This is a genomic window from Pseudomonas sp. GW822-FHT04C11, assembly GCF_058800905.1.
In genome coordinates this window covers 257,045-275,717 of the sequence record NZ_JBXAMS010000001.1, presented here as the reverse complement: position 1 = coordinate 275,717, position 18,673 = coordinate 257,045, and the positions used below count along the sequence as shown (strand labels likewise).

Genomic DNA, 18,673 nt, shown 5'->3' with positions numbered 1-18,673 from the left:
GACCAAACCGCGCTCCTCGCGCCTTGCCCTGCACCACAGCAGACCCGGCGCGGCACAGGAAATAATTGATGACAGGCCCTCATAGCCGTTGCGCTACAATCCTTCCCTTTGTGCTCTGGAGACCTCACATGTCTGACTTCTCTGGCTTGTCGCTGGTCATCGAGCCGAGCGACCTGCTCGCCCGTCTCGATGCTCGCGAACTGATTCTGGTCGACCTGACCAGCAGCGCCCGCTACGCCGAAGGCCATATTCCCGGCGCGCGCTTCGTCGACCCCAAACGGACTCAACTGGGTCATCCGCCGGCACCGGGCCTGTTGCCGCCACAGGCTGCACTTGAAGCCCTGTTCGGCGAACTGGGACATAACCCGGACGCGGTCTACGTGGTCTACGACGATGAAGGCGGCGGTTGGGCCGGACGCTTCATCTGGTTGCTGGATGTCATCGGCCACAGCAACTACCACTATGTGGACGGCGGCCTGCTGGCCTGGCTGGCGGAAGGCTTGCCGGTTTCAACCGAGGTTCCAGCGGCTGTCGGCGGCCCGGTTGCACTGACCTTGCACGACGAGCCCACCGCTACCCGCGAATACCTGCAAAGCCGTCTTGGCGCCGCCGACCTGGCAATCTGGGACGCACGCGGGCCGCTGGAATATTCCGGCGAGAAAGTCCTCGCCGCCAAGGGCGGACACATCCCTGGCGCAGTCAATTTCGAATGGACCGCCGGCATGGACAAGGCGCGCAACCTGCGTATCCGCACCGACATGCCACAGATCCTCGAACAACTCGGGATCAGCAAAGACAAAGAAGTGATTACCCACTGCCAGACCCACCATCGCTCTGGCTTCACCTATCTGGTGGCCAAGGCGCTCGGTTATCCGCGGGTCAAAGGCTACGCCGGCTCCTGGGGCGAATGGGGCAACCACCCCGACACGCCTGTTGAGATTCAAGGTTCTTAAGGACAGTTAATGAAAAAGCGTTTGTTTATCCTCAGCCAGTACCTGCTGCCTCATCACCTGCTCTCGCGTCTGGCCGGCTGCATCGCCGAATGCCGCGTGCGCTGGTTCAAGAACGCCTTCACCGCCTGGTTCGCCAAGCGTTATCAGGTGGACATGTCGCAAGCGCTGGTCGAGGACCTGACCGCTTACGAACACTTCAACGCGTTCTTCACCCGCGCACTGAAAGATGGCGCCCGCCCGCTGGACCAGACCCCGGGCGCAATCCTCAGCCCGGCTGACGGTGCCGTCAGCCAGCTCGGCCCGATCGAGCATGGTCGAGTGTTCCAGGCCAAGGGCCACAGTTTCAGCGTGCTGGAATTGCTCGGCGGTGATACGGCAAACGCTGCGCCGTTCATGGGCGGCGATTTCGCCACTATTTACCTGTCGCCCAAAGACTACCATCGCGTACACATGCCGCTGGCTGGCACCCTGCGCGAAATGGTCTACATTCCGGGCCGGATCTTCTCGGTCAACCAGATCACCGCGGAAAACGTTCCAGAGTTGTTCGCCCGTAACGAGCGCGTCGCGTGCATCTTCGACACCGAGCGCGGGCCAATGGCTGTGGTATTGGTCGGTGCGATGATCGTCGCTTCGATCGAAACCGTCTGGGCCGGGCTGGTAACGCCACCCAAGCGCGAACTGAAAACCTTCCGCTACGACGAAGCTGCCCGCGCGCCGATTCACCTGGAAAAAGGCGCCGAGCTGGGTCGCTTCAAACTGGGTTCGACGGCGGTTGTGCTATTTGGCCCGAATCAAGTGAAGTGGGCTGAAGAGCTGGCGGCTGGCTCGCCAGTGATGATGGGCCAAGGCATGGGCACTCCAAAGGCATAACCAAAGGCCTGCGATCTTTTGACACCTGCGAGATCGCGAAGATCAAAAGATCGCAGCCTGCGGCAGCTCCTGCGCACAGAAAAAACGCCGCTATTTGCGGCGTTTTTTTTGGCACTTGATTCGGTTCAGAGCTGACCGTCGCGGTCTCTGAAGCCCAGCAGATACAGCACGCCATCCAGCCCCAGGGTCGAAATCGCCTGCTTGGCCGACTGTTTGACCAGCGGCTTGGCACGGAACGCCACGCCCAGACCTGCAATTGCCAGCATCGGCAAATCGTTGGCACCGTCGCCGACGGCAATGGTCTGCTCCAGACGCAAGCCTTCCTTGTGCGCCAGCTCACGCAGCAAATCGGCTTTGCGCTGTGCATCGACGATTGGCTCGACAGCCACACCGGTCACTTTGCCGTCGACCACTTCCAGTTCATTGGCGAACACATAGTCGATGCCCAGCTTGGCTTGCAGCTGTTTGGCAAAGTAAGTGAAACCGCCCGACAGAATGGCCGTCTTGTAGCCCAGGCGCTTGAGTTCGGCGAACAAGGTTTCAGCGCCTTCGGTCAGGCGCAGGGAGGCCCCGATCGAGTCCAGCACGCTGACGTCCAGCCCTTTGAGCAAGGCCAGGCGCTCCTTGAAACTGGCGCGGAAATCCAGTTCGCCGGCCATCGCCCGCTCGGTGATTTCCGACACCTTCTCGCCCACCCCGGCAGCCTTGGCCAGCTCGTCGATAACTTCGGCTTCGATCAGTGTCGAATCCATGTCGAATACCGCCAGACGACGATTGCGACGGAACAGCGAATCTTCCTGGAAGGCGATATCGACGTTCAGCTCCTGGGCCACGCTGAGGAACTCGGCACGCAGGGCCTGCGGATCGGCCGCTTCGCCACGCACGGAAAACTCAATGCAGCCCTTGCCCTTGTCAGCTGGAGTGTCCAGTGGCATACGTCCGGACAGACGGTCGATGTGATCGATGTTCAGCCCGTATTTGGCAGTGATCGAACTCACGCGCTGCAACTGCTCGGCCGTCACTTTGCGGGTCAGCAAGGTCACAATGTGGCGTTTCTTGCCTTGAGCGCCGACCCACAGCTGGTAATCCTCTTCGGAGACCGGCGTGAAACGCACCTGTTGCCCCAGCTCGTAGGCCTTGAACAGGATGTCCTTGAGCACCGACGAACCCTGTTCGGTGTCGGGAATTTCAACCAGGATGCCGAACGACAACGTGTCGTGGATCACCGCCTGACCGATGTCGAGAATGTTCACACCACCCTGGGCCAGTACACCGGTAATGGCCGCAGTCAGACCCGGACGGTCGACTCCCGTGATGTTTATCAGGACGATTTCGCGCAAGGCGCACCCCCGCAAGTGGAAAAAAACCGCATTCTACCCACTTTCAGTGACCATCGGGCACAGCGAGCGCTTTGCCGGTCTGGGGCCTGTCGCTATACTGCGCGTCAACTTCACGGACAAAAGAGCCGAGCTCAGTGAACCGGCCTACGCCAGTTAAAACCGATAACTTCTTTCTGCTGATCTTCCGGGCACTGCGCCATCGCCGTGTACCGATTGCATTGCGCATTGCCAGCCATAACGTGATCCTGGTCGCATTGGCCCTGGTGATCTATGCCTGCGTGATGGGTCTGCAGTTCAAACAGGCCATGCACGAGCAAGCGGATGCCCTCGGCCAGAGCCTGACTACCCAGACAGCGATGTCGGCGACCGAACTGTTGGTGTCCAACGACATCCTCAGCCTCAACGTATTGCTGAACAACCTGACCAAGAACCCGTTGGTGGCTCACGCGGCTATTTATAGCGTGGACAACCGGATTCTCGCCGAGGCCGGACAGCGCCCCAAGCATGGCTTGCTGGGCGAAGCCGAAGGCATGTACGAGAGCAAGATCACCTTTCAGGACGTGACGGCCGGTCAACTGCGGATCAGCCTGGACATGGCGCAGTTCCAGCAGCCGATGACCATCAGCCTGCAAAGCATGGGCATTCTCAGCGCGATCCTGCTGGCGTTGTCCCTGGCCCTGAGCTTGCGCCTGGGTCGGCACATCTCCACGCCGCTGCTGCAATTGCGGGTGTGGTTGCGCGACATTGACGAACACACCCCGGCGACTCAGCGCCAGGACGAAATCGGTGACCTGGCTCGCCAGCTCCACAGCAGTTATGCACCCGAAAAGGTCGAGCCTGAACCCGAGCCAGAGCCAGAATTCGACGATTTCGAAGACACTGAAGAGGCCGAACCGAGCTTCGAAGTGCGTAACCTGCGCGACCCAAGCTTCGACGAGAGCGCTCCGGTGGCCGGCCTGAAACCGGCAGCACGGCACGTGGTCAGCGCTGAAGAAGACGAACTGGACGAAGATGATCCTTTTGCCGACCTTCGCGACACCGCTGCCGCCGCGCCCGTTGCCAAGCCGCAACTCAACAAGCCTGCTGCCCCTGCGCAACCGCAGCACAGCGCGGTATTGGCGGTGCAGCTGGGTGCTCAGGAGCAACTGCGCCGCCTGCCACGCGCACGCCTGACCGAACTGCTGGAGCGTTATCGCGACTGCCTGGACCAGGCGGCTTCGCTGTATGAAAGCGAACTGCACACCCTGAACGATGGCAGCACGCTGATGCTGTTCCACAGTGAAGACAGCGGCGACGACTACCTGACCAACGCCATCTGCTGCGGTGAGTTGCTGCGTGCGCTCGGCCACCAGTTGCAGATCGAAGTCGCCGACAGCGGCATCACCCTGCAATTGCAGCTGGGCCTGACCTTGGGCGATGGGCTCTTTGGCCTCAGCCAGATTGATCTGCTGCTGACTGAAACCGCTCAGGATGCGCTCGCATTGTCCCAACACAGCCGAAACCTGCTGCTGGTGGAGCGCAAGATCAGCGACGACGTACTGATCCGCCAACGTGCGCGGATCCGCCCAATCGCCAGCCCTGAAGGCGCTTGCTGCGTCGAACGGTTGATGGAGCCCTACCCGTCGATGCTGGAGCGGCAACTGGCGCGCATGCACGAGACACGCGCCAAGAGCTGAACCCGGCCGTGAACCAAAAAGCCCGCAGACGAGTGATTGTCTGCGGGCTTTTTCATGGCCGACGGCATAGAAACCGTATACGTAGCAGCTGCCGAGCCTGCGAGGCTGCGTTCGAGGCGGACCGCGATCGGGCGAAGTCCTCGCAAATCCTGTGCACGCGGCTTGTCTGAAAGAACAAGTTACCTGGTTTCACGACCGCTTCGCGGCCGAACGCAGCCTCGCAGGCTCGGCAGCTGCTACATGCGTTGGCCCCGCAGCACGGTGCTGCCTGCATTCTCCCTTCCAACCGCCAGAAACAACAAAGCCCGCATCAACGCGGGCTTTGTCTGTACGGCATTCACCTCAGAACCTGAACACTTCCATGTCCGTGCGAATTGGTGAAGCCATCGGGATCTTCGGTTTCTCCGGCTCTGCCGGCGCCGCCGGCTTGGACGCAGGTTTACGCGGTGCTTCGACAACCGGCGGCTGATTGGCCAGCGGCTTGAGCGCGACCGACAGCTGCTCGGCCAAACGCTGCAGCAATATGCCCTGGGCCTGCACCTGAGCGGCCGTACCACTGGCGTGCGGCTCTTGCAGATGAATGATGCGGTTGTCACGCACCTGGCCACGACGGTCGATCAAACGCCACTGGGCATCGAGGATCGCCGGTTGCGACTCACCCGAATCCAGGCGAGTGATCGACAGCAAAACCTGTACATCCGGGGTGAAACCCAGGGTCGCCGGTGCCAGCACTACGCGCTGGCTGTCCAGATGGCCGGCCACCTGGCGCAACAGAAGCTGATTGATGTCCGAAGACAGGCTGCCCGCCCAACGACCGTCGGTGGACGCTTGCAGGCTTCCATCAGGCTGGCGCTGCAGCAGGGTTTCACGTTGCAGGTAATCGGCGATCGATACCGGGCCCAACAAAACCGCCATGCCCGCGCTTTGCGCAGGCTGAGCCGGACTTCCGCTGTCCAGCTGATACAGCGACACCGGCTGGTGAACGCTGCAACCCGCCAGGCCAAATACGCCAGCGAGCAACAAAAGTAGAGGAAGGCGCAGAACAGTCATCATCCCATCCAAGTGACGGCCAACGAGCCGGTCACAGTGAAAAATACTCAATCAATATGAAGAACGCAGGACCACGCCCACGTTTGAAAGGCCATATCATCCGTGAATATGGCCTCCGACTCCAGCGCGAAAGCATCGATCTACGGGTTAAATCGTAGATCGAGCACGCTGGACCGCTTAATTGATAGCTTCTACCAATAGTGCATCAACGCGCTGAAAGCCCCGTGGCAGCTTGTTGCCACGGCGTCCGCGCTCACCTTTATAGTGTTCGAGGTCATCGGCTTTAAGCGACAGCGTGCGCTTACCGGCCTGCAATACCAGGGTCGCGCCTTCCGGCAATACCGCGATGTCGGTGACATATTCCTCGCGACTGGCCACACGTTCGCCGGAGATACCGATGATCTTGTTGCCTTTGCCCTTGCCCAGCTGCGGCAGATCGCTGATTTTGAATATCAGCAAGCGACCTTCGGTGGTGACCGAGGCCAACCAGTTCTGCTCACGGTCAGCGACCGGACGCGGGAGAATCACCTTGGCGTTGTTCGGCAGGCTCAACAGCGCCTTGCCGGCCTTGTTCTTGGCTTGCAGGTCTTCACCCTTGACCACGAAACCGTAACCGGCGTCCGAGGCAATGACATACAGCCCATCGTCTTCAGGCATCAAAACGCATTCGAAGGTCGCGCCGGGCGGCGGCGTCAGACGCCCCGTCAGCGGCTCACCCTGGCCACGGGCCGATGGCAGCGTGTGCGCCGGCACCGAATAACTGCGACCGGTGGAATCGATGAACACCGCAAACTGGTTGGAACGACCGGCCGCTGCGGTCTTGAAGCCGTCCCCGGCCTTGTACGAAAGCCCGGTGGCGTCGATGTCGTGGCCCTTGGCCGAGCGCACCCAACCTTTCTCGGACAGCACTACGGTGACTTTTTCGTTCGGCAGCAGATCGTGCTCGGTCAGCGCTTTGGCTTCGGCACGCTCGACAATCGGCGAGCGACGGTCGTCGCCATAGGTTTCGGCGTCTTTGATCAGCTCGCTGCGCACCAGCTTCTTCAGCTTGGTTTCGCTGCCCAGCAAGGCTTGCAGCTTGGCTTGTTCCTTGAGCAGTTCATCCTGCTCATCGCGCAGCTTCATTTCTTCGAGTCGCGCCAACTGACGCAGGCGAGTGTCGAGAATGTAGTCAGCCTGGATTTCGCTCAGGGCAAAGCGTTCGATCAGCTTGGCTTTGGGGTGTTCCTCGGTACGGATGATGTGGATCACTTCATCCAGGTTGAGGTACGCGATCAGCAAGCCGTCCAACAGGTGCAGGCGACGCTCGACCTTGTCCAGGCGAAATTGCAAGCGGCGGCGCACGGTCTGAACCCGGAACTCCAGCCACTCCACCAGCAACGCCCGCAGGTTCTTCAACTGCGGTTTGCCGTCCAGGCCAATGATATTGATGTTGACCCGGTAGCTCGACTCCAGCTCGGTGCTGGCAAACAGGTGCTGCATCAACGCTTCATGATCGACCCGGCTGTTGACCGGAATGATCACGATACGGCATGGGTTCTCGTGGTCCGACTCATCGCGCAGGTCCGCCACTTGCGGCGCCTTGGACGGTTTGGCCTGCATCATCGCCGCAATCTGCTCCAGCACTTTGGCACCGGAAACCTGATGCGGCAGCGCGGTGACGACAATGTCGCCGTCTTCGATGTGATACACGGCGCGCATGCGCACCGAACCGCGACCGGTTTCGTAGATTTTCAGCAGGTCGGCGCGCGGTGTGATGATTTCCGCTTCGGTCGGATAATCCGGGCCCTGGATGTGCTCACAGAGCTGCTCGACCGTGGCTTTCGGTTCATCGAGCAAACGCACGCAGGCCGTGGCAACTTCCCGCAGATTGTGCGGCGGAACGTCTGTGGCCATACCCACGGCGATGCCAGTGGTGCCGTTGAGCAGGATGTTCGGCAAACGTGCTGGCAATACCAGCGGTTCATCGAGGGTGCCGTCGAAGTTCGGACCCCAATCCGCCGTGCCCTGGCCCAGTTCGCTGAGCAGCACTTCGGAATAACGCGACAGGCGCGCCTCGGTGTAACGCATGGCCGCGAAGGATTTCGGATCGTCCGGCGCACCCCAGTTACCCTGCCCGTCCACCAGCGTGTAGCGGTAGCTGAACGGCTGGGCCATCAGCACCATGGCTTCGTAGCACGCCGAGTCGCCGTGCGGGTGGAACTTGCCGAGCACGTCACCGACCGTACGCGCGGACTTCTTGTGCTTGGAGTCAGCGTCCAGCCCCAACTCGCTCATGGCGTAGATGATACGCCGCTGTACAGGTTTCAAGCCGTCGCCGATGTGCGGCAAAGCACGGTCCATGATCACGTACATGGAGTAGTTGAGGTAGGCATTTTCGGTGAAGTCGGCCAGTGAACGGCGTTCAACGCCGTCCAGGCTGAGATCCAGGGAGTCGCTCATGCGGGCCTCATCAGTTCGTTGTCTGGCGCAGCAACAAGGTGCCACTGCGCTGGGTAAATTCAAGTTTTTTCAGGATGCTCACGACTTGGCGTCCCAGCCGCCTTGCGGCGCGGCAAAGCGCCAGACAATCGGCCGGGCTTCGCCATCCGCGCGAGCACCATTGTTGTTGTCGATGCCGATCCAGGCGCCATCAACGTCGACCACCAGTGCTTCGGCAAGACCATAGGGCTGTGAATAGCGTCGATGTTCCTGCAAGGCTTCAGCCGCAAATGACCAGCAGCGCTCGACCTTGGCGCTCAGCGCATCGCGACGGCAGATTTGAAACGCATTGCGTTCCAGGGTGAAGAGCTTGCCGTTGAACAGTGCCAGATCCGCAAAATCCTTGGATACCGGCTTGGCATTGGGAAATGGCGCGGGCTGCATTTCCTTGCCAGCTTCGCTCAACAGCACACAGCTGCCGTCACAGTCCCAGACGGTCTGTTGGCGCTTGACCAGCAACAAACCACGCCGCTCGCGCTCGGCTGCCAGCCATAGCTGATCACCTTGCGGACTGATCGCCAGCCCTTCGAACAGCGCGTTGAAATGCAGCAACATGCCGCTGGCTCGCGCTTCGCGAACCATGATCGGTGAAATTTTCAGCCACGCGGCTGGCCCCTGTACCGGCACTTGCAGCACCGCAGCATGGGCTTCACTAACGATGTAGCGGTTACCGGCCTTGTCGCAGGTGATCCCCTCGAAGTCGAGGTTTCCACCGCGCACGAACGATGCCGCCCAGGTGCGCGACTTCAGCCCCCAGGGCAACCCGCTGTCAGGTACCGGCGGCACATTGATGCGCACGGTTTCGGCCTGCCAAACCCGCTCGCTGCTATCGAGCCGGTAGATCTGATCATCATCACGATCGGAAACCGCCCACAGGTCTTTGCCGCATTGCGCCAGCCCCGACAGGTTACCGCCGCGCATACCCTCCACGGCATGCTCGGCAACCAGCGTCAGTTCCGGCGCAGGCTGCGCCGCAACGGCGGACGCCAACAGCAGCAACGCGAGGGCGAAACCGCTCCGCATCAGCCCAGAACCTCGGCCAGGTTGCCTTTGGATTCCAGCCAGGACTTGCGGTCGCCGGCGCGTTTTTTCGCCAGCAGCATGTCCATCATTTCCGAGGTGGCTTCGAAATCATCCAGCGTCAGTTGCACCAGACGTCGAGTGTTCGGGTCCATGGTGGTTTCACGCAGTTGCGGCGGGTTCATTTCACCCAGACCCTTGAATCGGGTGACCTGCGGCTTGCCGCGTTTCTTCTCGGCCACCAGGCGATCGAGAATGCCATCGCGCTCGGCTTCATCGAGGGCGTAGTAAATCTCTTTGCCGAGGTCGATACGGTACAGCGGCGGCATCGCCACATAGACGTGACCGGCGTCCACCAACGGCCGGAAATGCTGGACGAACAAGGCACACAGCAAGGTCGCGATGTGCAGGCCGTCGGAGTCGGCGTCGGCGAGGATGCAGATCTTTCCGTAGCGCAGCTGGCTCATGTCCGCAGCGCCCGGATCAACACCAATGGCCACGGCAATGTTGTGCACTTCCTGGCTGGCCAGCACTTCGCTGCCGTCGACTTCCCAAGTGTTCAGAATCTTCCCGCGCAGCGGCAGGATCGCCTGGAACTCTTTGTCCCGCGCTTGCTTGGCCGAACCGCCGGCGGAATCACCTTCCACCAGGAACAGCTCGGAACGCATTGGGTCCTGCCCGGCGCAATCGGCGAGCTTGCCCGGCAAGGCCGGTCCTTGGGTGATGCGTTTGCGCTCGACCTTTTTACTCGCCTTCAAACGGCGACCAGCGTTATTGATCGCAAGCTCGGCCAGTTGCAGGCCCAACTCGGGATTCGCGTTGAGCCACAGGCTGAAAGCGTCCTTGACCACGCCGGAAACAAACGCCGCCGCCTCGCGGGACGACAGGCGCTCTTTGGTCTGGCCGGAGAATTGCGGCTCCTGCATTTTCATCGAGAGGACGAAGGCAATGCGCTCCCAGACATCTTCCGGTGCCAGCTTCACGCCACGCGGCAGCAGGCTGCGGAACTCGCAGAACTCACGCATTGCGTCGAGCAAGCCCTGACGCAAACCGTTGACGTGAGTACCGCCCTGGGCCGTCGGGATCAGGTTGACGTAGCTTTCCTGCACGCTATCGCCACCTTCAGGCAGCCACAGCAGCGCCCAGTCGACCGCTTCTTTATTACCGGCCAGGCTGCCGCAGAAAGGCTCGTCGGGCAGACGTTCGAATTCGCTGACTGCATCGACCAGGTAGGAACGCAGACCGTCTTCGTAATGCCATTCGACTTTTTCGCCGGTGGCCTTGTCTTCAAAGCTGACCAGCAGCCCCGGGCACAACACAGCCTTGGCCTTGAGGACGTGCTTGAGACGGCTGATGGAAAATTTCGGTGAATCGAAGTATTTCGGGTCCGGCGCGAAGTACACGCTGGTCCCGGTGTTGCGCTTGCCAACGGTGCCGACCACTTCCAGGTCGGTGGCTTTGTAGCCGTCGGCGAAGGTCATCTGGTACTCGTTGCCATCGCGTTTGACGCGTACCCGGACCTGAGTCGACAGGGCGTTGACCACCGAAATACCCACCCCGTGCAAACCGCCGGAGAACTGGTAGTTCTTGTTCGAGAACTTGCCGCCGGCGTGCAGCTTGGTGAGGATCAGCTCGACGCCCGAGACGCCCTCTTCGGGGTGAATGTCCACTGGCATGCCACGGCCGTCATCGCTGACTTCCAGGGAGTGGTCCGCGTGGAGAATGACCTGCACCGATGTCGCGTGCCCGGCCAAGGCTTCGTCGACACTGTTGTCGATGACTTCCTGGGCAAGGTGGTTCGGCCGACTGGTGTCGGTGTACATGCCGGGGCGTTTGCGCACCGGGTCGAGGCCCGAGAGGACTTCGATGGCGTCTGCGTTATAAGAGCTAGCGCTGGGAGTGGCCATGGGGTCTCGTCGTCAGTCGTTCATGAAAATAGGGGCGAAGGTTCACAGTGCTGTGAAATCGATCGCCTGGTACACATCTGCGCCGATGCCGGCAAAACTCAATAAGGCCGGCAGTTGCTCGGCGAATCCCTGGAAACTATGGTCGCCGCCAGCCTGGATACGCAAGGCACAGGCTCGGTAATACTGCTGGGCGAGGCGATAGTCCAGCGTTTCGTCCCCGGTTTGCAACCACACCTGAAACCGCTGCGGGTCCTGGGGCGCCGGCACTTCCAGCTCGGCCAGGGCCGTCACGTGGTCGTGGGTCAATTCCCAGGTCTCTTCGGTATACAGGTTTTTCTGCGTGCCCAGGTATCCGTCGAACATCCGGTGCGGGCTGACGGCAGGGTTGATCAACAGGGCCTTGAGGGCATGGCGCTCGGCAAGGTGAGTGGCATAGTAGCCGCCGAGGGAGCTGCCGACCAGCAGTGGCCGCCCCAGCCTGGCAATCGCCTGCTCCAGCTGACCGATGGCCTCGCGTGGATGGTGATGCAAGGCCGGCACCTGCAACTGGTCGCCCAGACCCAGACGATCCATCACGTCGACCAGCTGACAGGCCTTTTTCGACGCGGGTGCGCTGTTGAAACCGTGGATATAAAGGATCGAACCAGACATGCGAGCTCCCTGTGAGGCGGGCAAAGATGCCGCAGTTTACAGGGAGTCCACGAGATTGACTTGCTCAGGAACGAATCAGATCGTTCCGATCAGAGACAAACCCTGTGGCGAGGAAGCTTGCTCCCGCTGGGCTGCGCAGCAGCCCCAAAACATTCAATCGCGTCTAGCCAAATTACTGCACGCACCGATTTTTACGAACGCTTCGCGATCGAGCGGGAGCAAGCTCCCTCGCCACAAAGGGGGGTCAGTAGCCGTTAGAGCCGTAATCAACCTCAAACTCGAACCCGGTCACACGCTCGACCCCGGTTTCCAGCCGTCCGTCCGGCAGCAACCGCAACCAGCGATAGCCTGGTGCCAGGGTATCGACCTTGAAGTCCACACTGCCAGGCTCGAACTGGATGCACGTCGATGGCGAAGCGATCAACCGCACATCGTTGCGCAACTGATCGATTTCCTGATGCACATGCCCCCAGAGCACTGCCCGTACGTGTGGGAAGCGATCGAGCACGGCAAACAGGGCGTCCGGGTTGCGCAGGCCAATCGGTTCCATCCAGGCACAACCGATGGACACCGGATGATGGTGCAAGCACACCAGATGATGGCGCTCCGGCGCTTCGCTCAGGGCGCGCGCGAGCAATTGCAGTTGGTCATCCTGCAAATACCCTGGCACCGAGCCCGGTACTGCCGAATCCAGCAAGGTGATCCGCCAGTTACCGATGTCCACGATGGGCTCCAGCAACTGACTCTGGACCGCGGCCTGGGCCATGATCTGCGGCTCATCGTGGTTGCCGGGAATCCAGCGCGCGGGCGCATCGATCTGCCGGGTCATTTCGCGAAACTGCTGATACGACTCAAGCGTGCCATCCTGGGACACGTCGCCACTGGCGATCACCAGATCGATGCGCGGCTGTTGTGCCAGCGCCAACTCGATAACCTTTTGCAGGCTGTCGCGGGTGTTCATCCCCAGCAACGTGCCATCCGCTTCGGCGAACAGATGGCTGTCAGAGAGCTGCACCAGCAATACGGCATCGTTGGCTGTCAGAGTGGATACGCTCGGCAAGGCGTTCTCCCAAGGCGTGATCACGGATATGGATTAATGGCGCAATTATGCTGGGGGAACTTGAAAAGAGGAAACCCGTGAACCTGACGCAGTTCACAACTAGCGTACGACTTCGAACTCATGCCCGCAGGCCAGGCAATGACTCAGCCACTCGCCGAGGAACACATTGAGCTGGGCCTTTTCATCCGGCTGGTGCATCAACGCATTCGGATAAGGGTAGATGCCGCGAAAGCGCCGTGCATGTTCTGCACTGATGACTTCGGCCATGCGCGCGTCGTGGTAGACCTGCACTTCCAGTTGCGGCACCGGCAGCCATGGCAGGCTGTGCTCCTGGCGCACGCGCAGGGTCGTGGTGTACGGACATGCCTGCAACACTTCCAGCATCAGCACGCCCAGCATCTGCTCACCCTGGGTCATGGCAATGCGCCGGGCAGCCGGCTGGTTGCGCATCTCCGGTAACAGGCGCATCAGTCGGGCGTAGTTGGCCTCGCAGGCGCTTTGCAGCCCCACAAGATCGACCCGATAACGATCGCGCTGTTTGTTTACGACCATAACCCCCTCACTTCAACGCGGTTCAAAGCCAGCCATTGCAAGGCAATAATGCTCGCCGCGTTGGAAATCCGTCCATCACGTACGGCTTGCAGGGCATCTTCGAAATCCCAGACCGTCACGCGAATATCTTCTGCTTCCTCCACCAGCCCATGAATGCCGCCGGCCCCGTTACTGTCACACCGCCCCAGATACAAGTGCACGTATTCGGTACTGCCACCGGGCGACGGAAAATAATTGAGCATCGGCCACAGCGCAGTGAATACAAGCCCAGCTTCCTCCTGCGCTTCGCGGTGAGCAACTTCTTCCGGTTGTTCGTCCTTATCGATCAGACCGGCGACCAGTTCGATCAGCCACGGATTATCAGTCTTGCCCAATACACCCGCGCGAAATTGCTCGATCAATACCACCTCGTCCCGCTGCGGATCGTAAGGCAAGACACACACAGCATCATGACGAACGAACAACTCGCGGCTGATCTCGCGACTCATGCCACCGGCAAACAGCTCATGACGCAAGTGCACGCGATCAAGCTGGTAAAAACCCTTGAAGCAGTTTTCGCGGCGTACGACGTCTACGATGGTCGGGGTGGCATTGGCAAAATCAGTCATAACAATCCTCGTTTACTGTCAATCCGTCCGGAGCTCCCCCCAGGCTTCGCGCCATCCTAACGCGCCCGCACCGTTTGATGCAGCCTCTTTGCCGTCAGCGGGATAGACGGCAAGGGGTGAAAACAACTCTAATTGGCTCTAATTAGCTTAGTGGCGAACCGACCGCGCCGCTGGCAGTCGAAGACCCTGAATTTTGCCTTTCTCTGATTCATGAAGGACGCCCATGTCGCTGTTGAAAATCGCCTCCGTGGCCTGTATTGCCCTCACGCTCGGCGCCTGCCAAAGCCTGTTCCAACCCAGCTATCGGGCACAGGTGACATCCACTCGCGATGCGTCCGAGCAGGTCAAGCCGGGTTGCGACGGCCCCGACTGCCCGCTGGTAAATATCGACACGGTGCATTTCCCGACCGACCCGCAACTGGACCGGATCGTCGAACAGCGCCTGCTGCAAATGACCCGCACCTCACCGGGCGCGGCGTTACCCGCCTCCCTCAACGCCTACCGCGAACAGTTCCTGCGTGAGTCAGGCGATCGCAACAGTGTCTACTTGCAAGCCAAGGTACGTGAGCAGCATGACGGACTGGTGATCATCGAAGTGTCCAGCTATCTGGACACGGGCGCGGCCAATGGCACGCCAGGACGGGGCTTTATCAACTACTCGCGCCAGCTGCAAAAAGAGCTGAGCCTGAGCGACATGCTCTTGCCGGGGCAGGAAGTGGCGTTCTGGAAGACTGCGCAAGTTGCACACAATAGCTGGCTGATCAATTCGCAACTGGATCGGGATCCGGACTTCGTCAAAAGCTGGCCGTTCCAGAAAACCCCGAACGTGGCCTTGACCAGCGCCGGGGTGGTGCTCAAGTACAACGTCGCGACCATCGCGCCCTATTCGAGTGGCCTCATCGAGATGACCATCCCCTACGCTCGCCTCAAGGGTCAGATCAAGCCTGAGCTGGTGCCGGAGCGTAGCTGAAGACCCGCCCCAGCAGCAGTTGCAGCAGCCCTGCCACTACCAGCGATGGCAGGGTTGCGCCAACCTCCGGATACAGATTCGCCAGCAAGTGATAGGTGCTCACCCCGCCCAGCCAGGCGAGCAACGCCGGCCAGCGCAAGGCGGCTGACGCAATTTGAGCACTGCGCTTGCGCAGGATGAAGTGATCCACCAGCACCACGCCGAACAGTGGCGCAAACACCGAGCCGATCAACAGCAGGAAGTTCTGGTACTGGGCCAATGGCGCCAGGCACGCGATCAAGGTGCAGATCACCCCGATGGCCAAGGCCAGGTGCTCGACTTTCATGCGCAACAGAATCCCGCTGGAGACCGCCGCCGAGTGAATGTCGGCGAAAGCGTTTTCCGACTCGTCAAGCAGGATCAGCAACAGCGGAATACCCAAACCGGCACCGGCCAGCGCCAACAGCAAGGCATTGACTTCACCACTCGGGGCAAATGCCAGGGTGTAGGCAACGCCCAGGCTCATCAGCCAGAAGTTACCAATGAAGAAGCCCAGCGCCGTACCGCCGAATACGCTTTTCGCACGCTTGCCGAAACGCGAGTAGTCGGCAATCAGCGGCAGCCACGACAGTGGCATCGCGATGGCGATATCAAAACCCACGGCGAATGGCATCGAACCGTCACCGGCCTGCATCCACAGCGCGGCCAGATCGGCTTTGGCGAAGAGGTTCCAGGTCAGCCAGATGCACGCTGCCAGCAGCAACCAGATGCCCCACTTGCGCAGGATCTGACGGACAAACGTCAACGGGCCACTAACTGCAAGCAAGGTCGCCAGGGCGCCAAACGCCAGCGTCCAGAGCAATGGATTGGCCATCAGGCTAGCGTCGCTGAATGCACGGGCGCCGAGCAGGCTGGCCGCGTCGCGCATGACGATGATTTCGAACGAGCCCCAACCGATCAGTTGCAGCAGGTTCAACAGCGCCGGCAGACTCGCACCGCGAGTACCGAGGCTCAGTTTGAGTGCAGCCATGGCCGACAGGCCGGTATCGCTGCCGATCACCCCGACGCACGCCAGCAGCAGAACACCGACCAGCGTGCCCAGGAAAATTGCCAGCAACGAGCCCGACAAGCCCAACCCCGGCGCCAGCAAAGCCCCGGTCTGCAAGACCATCAGACCAATGCCAAGGGAGAACCACAGGGAGAACAGATCGCGGGCACCGAACACGCGCTGGGCCAGAGGCACGGCGTGATCGGGAGAATAGGTACTGGGTTGAATACTCAAGGGGGGTTATCTCAGAGGAACATTTGTTGTTGTGGATCGTCAGATCCCCTGTGGCGAGGGGGCTTGCCCCCGTTGGACTGCGAAGCAGTCCCAAAGCAAACGACTGAGCCCTGTCAGTTAGAACTCGTCGCCGGATTTACGACCGCTTCGCGGCCGAGCGGGGGCAAGCCCCCTCGCCACAGAGTTGCCGGCGCCTCTGGAGGCGCCGGCAAAAATCAAACCTTCTTGTACAGCTGACTGCCTTCCTGCTTGAAGCGCTCAGCCTGTTCGGCCAGACCTTGGGCGACTTCGGCATCGACGGTTTCGATCCGCTGGTTGGCCGCATACTCGCGGACTTCCTGGGTGATTTTCATCGAGCAGAATTTCGGCCCGCACATCGAGCAGAAATGCGCGACCTTGGCCGAGTCTTTCGGCAGGGTTTCATCGTGGTACGAACGCGCGGTGTCCGGGTCCAGGCCCAGGTTGAACTGATCTTCCCAGCGGAATTCGAAACGCGCCTTGCTCAAGGCGTTGTCGCGGATCTGTGCGCCCGGATGTCCTTTGGCCAAGTCTGCCGCGTGGGCGGCGATCTTGTAGGTGATGATCCCGGTCTTCACGTCATCCTTGTTCGGCAGGCCCAAGTGCTCCTTCGGCGTGACGTAGCAGAGCATGGCGCAACCGAACCAGCCGATCATTGCCGCGCCGATGCCCGAGGTGATGTGGTCGTAACCCGGTGCGATGTCGGTGGTCAATGGGCCGAGGGTGTAGAACGGCGCCTCGTCGCAGCACTCGAGCTGCTTGTCCATGTTCTCCTTGATCAACTGCATCGGCACATGGCCCGGGCCTTCGATCATGGTTTGCACGTCGTGCTTCCAGGCGATCTTGGTCAGCTCGCCGAGGGTTTCCAGCTCACCGAATTGCGCTTCGTCGTTGGCGTCGGCAATCGAGCCAGGACGCAGGCCATCGCCCAGCGAGAAGCTGACGTCGTAGGCCTTCATGATTTCGCAGATGTCTTCGAAATGAGTGTAGAGGAAGTTCTCTTTGTGGTGCGCCAGGCACCACTTGGCCATGATCGAACCGCCACGGGAAACGATCCCGGTCACGCGTTTGGCGGTCATCGGCACGTAGCGCAGCAACACGCCAGCGTGGATGGTGAAGTAGTCGACGCCCTGCTCGGCCTGCTCGATCAGCGTGTCGCGGAACAGCTCCCAGGTCAGGTCTTCGGCAGCGCCACCGACTTTTTCCAGGGCCTGATAGATCGGCACGGTACCGATCGGCACTGGCGAGTTGCGGATGATCCACTCACGGGTTTCGTGAATGTGCTTGCCGGTGGACAGGTCCATGACCGTGTCCGAGCCCCAGCGAATGCCCCAGGTCAGTTTCGCCACTTCTTCTTCGATGGACGAACCCAGTGCGCTGTTACCGATGTTGCCGTTGATCTTCACCAGGAAGTTACGGCCGATGATCATCGGTTCCAGTTCGGTGTGGTTGATGTTCGCTGGAATGATCGCGCGACCGCGGGCGATTTCTTCACGGACGAATTCCGGGGTGATGATTTTCGGCACGCTGGCACCGAAGCTGTGACCGGCGTGCTGCTGATCCAGCAGACCTGCGGCGCGGGCCACTTCGAGCTTCATGTTTTCGCGGATGGCGACGTATTCCATCTCGGCGGTGATGATGCCTTTGCGGGCGTAGTGCATCTGGCTGACGTTGGCACCCGGCTTGGCGCGGCGCGGGTTGTTGACGTGAGCGAAACGCAGCTTGGTCAGCTCCGGATCAGCGAGGCGTTCCTGGCCGAAGTTCGAGCTCAGGCCGGCCAGGCGCTCGGTATCACCACGGGCTTCGATCCACGGCGAACGCACGTCACCCAAGCCTTTGCGCACATCGATGATGACGTTGGGGTCGGTGTACGGACCCGAGGTGTCGTAGACCACGACCGGCGCGTTGATCTCGCCGCCGAAATCGGTGGGGGTCACGTCGAGGCTGATTTCGCGCATCGGCACGAGGATGTCCGGGCGAGAGCCCTGAACATAAATTTTTTGCGAGCGGGTAAAGGGCTGAACCGATTGCTGATCGACTTTGGCCGAGTCACTCAGATTGATCGCATTTTTTGATTTTGTAGTCATCACGGGCTCTCCAGACTTCATCCAGGCAGTGGAATTTTGTCGGAGCGAACCTGTAACGAATGGACGCAGCCCACCAGTGAAGACTCCAGCTGGATGAGTGCTGTGCTGAGTGCACGAGGGTTGTTCGATTGTCGAACAACATCCCGGACGAAGCACAAGAGGACTCGCC

The 18,673-nt window shown here is 60.5% G+C and carries 15 protein-coding genes; 4 read left to right on the top strand and 11 right to left on the bottom strand.

The annotated features are described in order from the left end of the window. The first annotated feature begins 128 nt into the window (after positions 1-128). Both rhdA and asd read left to right on the top strand, forming a co-directional pair. Positions 129-953 (top strand): thiosulfate sulfurtransferase, encoded by an 825-nt coding sequence (gene rhdA, locus AC1RJ3_RS01225; RefSeq protein WP_493077055.1) that lies wholly within the window; start codon positions 129-131, stop codon positions 951-953. Between the two features lie 9 nt (positions 954-962). Continuing rightward, entirely contained in the window at positions 963-1,823 is an 861-nt protein-coding gene (asd, locus tag AC1RJ3_RS01220; RefSeq protein ID WP_493077053.1) for an archaetidylserine decarboxylase, read from the top strand. A 125-nt stretch (positions 1,824-1,948) separates the two neighbouring features. Here asd and serB read toward each other — a convergent pair whose 3' ends face one another. After that, positions 1,949-3,163, bottom strand: a complete 1,215-nt coding sequence (gene serB, locus AC1RJ3_RS01215; RefSeq protein ID WP_054595338.1) for a phosphoserine phosphatase SerB — start codon at positions 3,161-3,163, stop codon at positions 1,949-1,951. A gap of 134 nt (positions 3,164-3,297) precedes the next feature. Between serB and AC1RJ3_RS01210 the strand changes: the two genes are divergently transcribed. Next, positions 3,298-4,839, top strand: a complete 1,542-nt coding sequence (locus tag AC1RJ3_RS01210) for an AhpA/YtjB family protein (RefSeq protein WP_103316319.1) — start codon at positions 3,298-3,300, stop codon at positions 4,837-4,839. A 342-nt stretch (positions 4,840-5,181) separates the two neighbouring features. Here AC1RJ3_RS01210 and AC1RJ3_RS01205 read toward each other — a convergent pair whose 3' ends face one another. The 8 genes from AC1RJ3_RS01205 to AC1RJ3_RS01170 form a co-directional block, all read right to left on the bottom strand. Further along, a complete protein-coding gene (locus tag AC1RJ3_RS01205; RefSeq protein WP_054595336.1) occupies positions 5,182-5,889 on the bottom strand; it encodes a PqiC family protein in 708 nt (235 codons plus the stop codon). A gap of 177 nt (positions 5,890-6,066) precedes the next feature. Then, complete coding sequence (gene parC / locus AC1RJ3_RS01200; RefSeq protein ID WP_103316320.1) at positions 6,067-8,331, bottom strand: DNA topoisomerase IV subunit A; 2,265 nt, start codon at positions 8,329-8,331, stop codon at positions 6,067-6,069. Between the two features lie 78 nt (positions 8,332-8,409). Further along, positions 8,410-9,393, bottom strand: coding sequence for an esterase-like activity of phytase family protein (locus AC1RJ3_RS01195; RefSeq protein WP_493077050.1), 984 nt, complete (start codon positions 9,391-9,393; stop codon positions 8,410-8,412). Further along, the gene (gene parE, locus AC1RJ3_RS01190; RefSeq protein ID WP_054595333.1) at positions 9,393-11,297 is read right to left on the bottom strand and encodes a DNA topoisomerase IV subunit B; all 1,905 of its coding nucleotides are present in this window, start codon (positions 11,295-11,297) and stop codon (positions 9,393-9,395) included. The genes AC1RJ3_RS01195 and parE overlap by 1 nt, the downstream gene beginning before the upstream one ends. 42 nt (positions 11,298-11,339) lie before the next feature. Beyond that, positions 11,340-11,948 (bottom strand): YqiA/YcfP family alpha/beta fold hydrolase, encoded by a 609-nt coding sequence (locus AC1RJ3_RS01185; RefSeq protein ID WP_493077048.1) that lies wholly within the window; start codon positions 11,946-11,948, stop codon positions 11,340-11,342. Between the two features lie 244 nt (positions 11,949-12,192). Further along, on the bottom strand, positions 12,193-13,008 hold the full coding sequence (gene cpdA, locus AC1RJ3_RS01180; protein ID WP_347928729.1) for a 3',5'-cyclic-AMP phosphodiesterase: 816 nt from the start codon (positions 13,006-13,008) through the stop codon (positions 12,193-12,195). Positions 13,009-13,107: 99 nt separating this feature from the next. Continuing rightward, positions 13,108-13,560, bottom strand: coding sequence for a DUF1249 domain-containing protein (locus AC1RJ3_RS01175; RefSeq protein ID WP_019691483.1), 453 nt, complete (start codon positions 13,558-13,560; stop codon positions 13,108-13,110). After that, positions 13,551-14,168: an NUDIX domain-containing protein gene (locus AC1RJ3_RS01170; protein WP_054595330.1), complete on the bottom strand. Its 618-nt coding sequence runs from the start codon at positions 14,166-14,168 to the stop codon at positions 13,551-13,553. The genes AC1RJ3_RS01175 and AC1RJ3_RS01170 overlap by 10 nt, the downstream gene beginning before the upstream one ends. A gap of 223 nt (positions 14,169-14,391) precedes the next feature. On the opposite strand from AC1RJ3_RS01170, the gene AC1RJ3_RS01165 reads away from it, so the two are divergent. Further along, entirely contained in the window at positions 14,392-15,138 is a 747-nt protein-coding gene (locus tag AC1RJ3_RS01165; protein WP_347928728.1) for an RsiV family protein, read from the top strand. Here the strand turns inward: AC1RJ3_RS01165 and cytX are convergent. Beyond that, positions 15,107-16,399, bottom strand: a complete 1,293-nt coding sequence (cytX, locus tag AC1RJ3_RS01160; RefSeq protein ID WP_347928727.1) for a putative hydroxymethylpyrimidine transporter CytX — start codon at positions 16,397-16,399, stop codon at positions 15,107-15,109. The genes AC1RJ3_RS01165 and cytX overlap by 32 nt on opposite strands. A gap of 215 nt (positions 16,400-16,614) precedes the next feature. Further along, on the bottom strand, positions 16,615-18,504 hold the full coding sequence (gene thiC / locus AC1RJ3_RS01155; protein ID WP_054595327.1) for a phosphomethylpyrimidine synthase ThiC: 1,890 nt from the start codon (positions 18,502-18,504) through the stop codon (positions 16,615-16,617). Positions 18,505-18,673 lie beyond the last annotated feature (169 nt).